The sequence below is a fragment of the Campylobacter sp. RM19072 genome, from assembly GCF_024723485.1.
Taxonomy (GTDB): Bacteria; Campylobacterota; Campylobacteria; order Campylobacterales; family Campylobacteraceae; genus Campylobacter; species Campylobacter porcelli.
The window spans coordinates 1-3,330 of the sequence record NZ_JANQCU010000033.1; the positions used below are offsets into that span (position 1 = coordinate 1).

The following is a 3,330-nucleotide window of genomic DNA, read 5'->3' on the forward strand; positions in this document are numbered from 1 at the left end:
AATCATGTATAGCCACGAGCAGTGTTAAATAAAACATTATCTAAATAAGAGTAATATCTTATTTAACACTGCTAAAGTATTAAAGTTAAAAATCACTAAGTTTAATATCTAAAAACACTATTAAACCTAAAAGGATTATATTTTATCCTTAACAAGGAAGTGATGCTTATTAAGATAAGCAAACGAGCTATTAGTACTGGTCAGCTAAAGGACTTTCATCCATTACACACCCAGCCTATCAAACTAGTAGTCTACTAGAGCTCTTAAAAGAAGATTCATCTTGGAGTTGGCTTCGAGCTTAGATGCTTTCAGCTCTTATCACATCCCAGCTTAGCTACTCAGCGATGCTCTTGGCAGAACAACTGATACACCAGTGGCTGGTTCAACCCGGTCCTCTCGTACTAGGGTCAACTCTCCTCAATCTTCTTACGCCCACGGCAGATAGGGACCGAACTGTCTCACGACGTTCTGAACCCAGCTCGCGTACCGCTTTAAATGGCGAACAGCCATACCCTTGGGACCTGCTCCAGCCCCAGGATGCGATGAGCCGACATCGAGGTGCCAAACCTCCCCGTCGATGTGAGCTCTTGGGGGAGATCAGCCTGTTATCCCCGGGGTACCTTTTATCCTTTGAGCGATGGCCCTTCCACACAGAACCACCGGATCACTAAGACCGACTTTCGTCTCTGCTCGACTTGTATGTCTCGCAGTTAAGCTGGCTTATGCCTTTATACTCTACGAACGATTTCCAACCGTTCTGAGCCAACCTTTGTAAGCCTCCGTTACACTTTGGGAGGCGACCGCCCCAGTCAAACTACCCACCAGACATTGTCCTACTTGAGGATAACTCAAGCTAGTTAGCTACCCAAATAAAGAAGAGTGGTATCTCAACAATGGCTCACCATAAACCAGAATCTATGGATCAAAGCCTCCCACCTATCCTGCGCATCTTTATCCAAATAGCAGTGTCAAGCTGTAGTAAAGGTCCACGGGGTCTCTCCGTCTTGCCGCGGGAAGGAGGAATTTTCACCTCCACTACAATTTCACTGGATCCCTCTTTGAGACAGCTCCCATCTCGTTACGCCATTCATGCAGGTCGGTATTTAACCGACAAGGAATTTCGCTACCTTAGGACCGTTATAGTTACGGCCGCCGTTTACTCGGGCTTCGATCAAGAGCTTCGCTAATGCTAACCCCATCAATTAACCTTCGAGCACCGGGCAGGCGTCACACCCTATACATCCTCTTACGAGTTAGCAGAGTGCTGTGTTTATGGTAAACAGTCGGGAGGGACTCTTTGTTGTAACCTTCTTTGCTTTGGGAGTAAATCTTAATACAAAGTTAGGCACACCTTATACCGAAGATACGGTGCTATTTTGCAGAGTTCCTTAAAGAGAGTTCTTCCACGCGCCTTAGAATACTCATCCCACCCACCTGTGTCGGTTTACGGTACGGGCAATTATTACTAAACTTAGAAACTTTTCTTGGCTCGATAGTATCATGGATTCTCCATCTACTCCGAAGAGCGTCAAGAGCCTTTAAGATCTCGAATAAAGAGTGGCGGATTTGCCTACCACTCAATCTACATCCTTAGACTAGCACTTCCATCCGCTAGCTCCACTAACTTTAAGCGTCCTTCCATCGCACATAATAATTGGTATTGGAATATTAACCAATTTTCCATCGCATACCCCTTTCGGACTTTGCTTAGGACCCGACTAACCCTACGATGACGAGCATCGCGTAGGAAACCTTGGGTTTACGGCGAAGGGGATTCTCACCCCTTTTATCGCTACTCATGCCTGCATGCTCACTTCTATCCGCTCCAGCACTCCTTACCGGTATACCTTCAACGCTGAATAGAACGCTCTCCTACCACAGTGTCTATGAGTATTCATACTCTTTTGTTGTCTTAAATTCAATACTGCTTAATTTATAAATTTAAATAGATTAAGCGAAGTATTTTGGATGAGAAATTAATGTTGTGTAGAAATTTTTGATTGAGACTAGCCATATAGGCTGTCGATTGAGAAAATTTCAAACTCATTAATTTATCGCCAAAAGACAAGCTAGTATAAATAATCATAGACACTATCTAAAGCTTCGGTACTCATTTTAGCCCCGTTATATTTTCCGCGCAGAATCACTAGACCAGTGAGCTATTACGCTTTCTTTAAAGGATGGCTGCTTCTAAGCCAACCTCCTGGTTGTTTCAGTAACTCCACATCGTTTTCCACTTAAATGAGATTTAGGGACCTTAGCTGTTAGTCTGGGTTGTTCCCCTCTCGACGACGGATTTTATCACTCGCCGCCTGACTGCTGTGATTACACTTTGCGCATTCGGAGTTTGATAGGGTTTGGTACATTGGTGTATGCCCTAGCCCATTCAGTGCTCTACCTCACAAAGTTACTACACAACGCTATACCTAAATATATTTCGGAGAGAACCAGCTATCACGATGTTTGATTGGCCTTTCACCCCTATCCACAAGTCATCAGGAGCCTTTTCAACGGCCGTCTGTTCGGTCCTCCACTGGCTCTTACACCAGTTTCAACCTGCTCATGGATAGATCACATCGTTTCGGGTCTGCAGCATCTGACTATACGCCCTATTAAGACTCGCTTTCGCTACGGCTCCGGGTTTCCTTAACCTCGCCAGACACCACAACTCGCAGGCTCATTATGCAAAAGGCAGTCCATCACCCTGATAAATCATAGGGCTCTGAATGATTGTAAGCAAATGGTTTCAGGTTCTATTTCACTCTGATCACCTCAGTTCTTTTCACCTTTCCCTCACGGTACTTGTGCACTATCGGTCTAGTAGTAGTATTTAGGGTTGGATAGTGGTCTACCCAGCTTCAGACAGGATTACACGTGTCCCGCCCTACTCAGGATACTGCTAAGTATAAACGCACTTTCATATACGGGAGTATCACCCTCTATGCTTAAGCTTTCCAACTTATTCTATTAGATTGTTTAAGTCTATGTTGCAGTCCTACAACCCCACTAGCAAGCTAGTGGTTTGCCCTCTTACGCTTTCGCTCGCCGCTACTAGCGTAATCTCGTTTGATTTCTTTTCCTGTTGGTACTAAGATGTTTCAATTCCCAACGTTCGCTCCGCATTGCGGTAGTATATATCACTATATACTGGGTTGCCCCATTCAGAAATTCCCGGATCAAAGCCCCTTGACGGCTCCCCGAGACTTATCGCAGCCTGGCACGTCTTTCATCGCCTCTACTAGCCAAGGCATCCACCATTTGCTCTTAGTAGCTTACCTTTTTTATTAGATTATTATATATTCTAATTCGCATCACTTCCTTGTTAAAGAT

1 rRNA gene is annotated in these 3,330 nt (G+C 44.6%); it reads right to left on the reverse strand.

Annotated features, from left to right (window positions below):
- Positions 1 to 170: 170 nt before the first annotated feature.
- A 23S ribosomal RNA gene (locus CSUIS19072_RS08235) occupies positions 171 to 3,278 on the reverse strand.
- Positions 3,279 to 3,330: the final 52 nt, after the last annotated feature.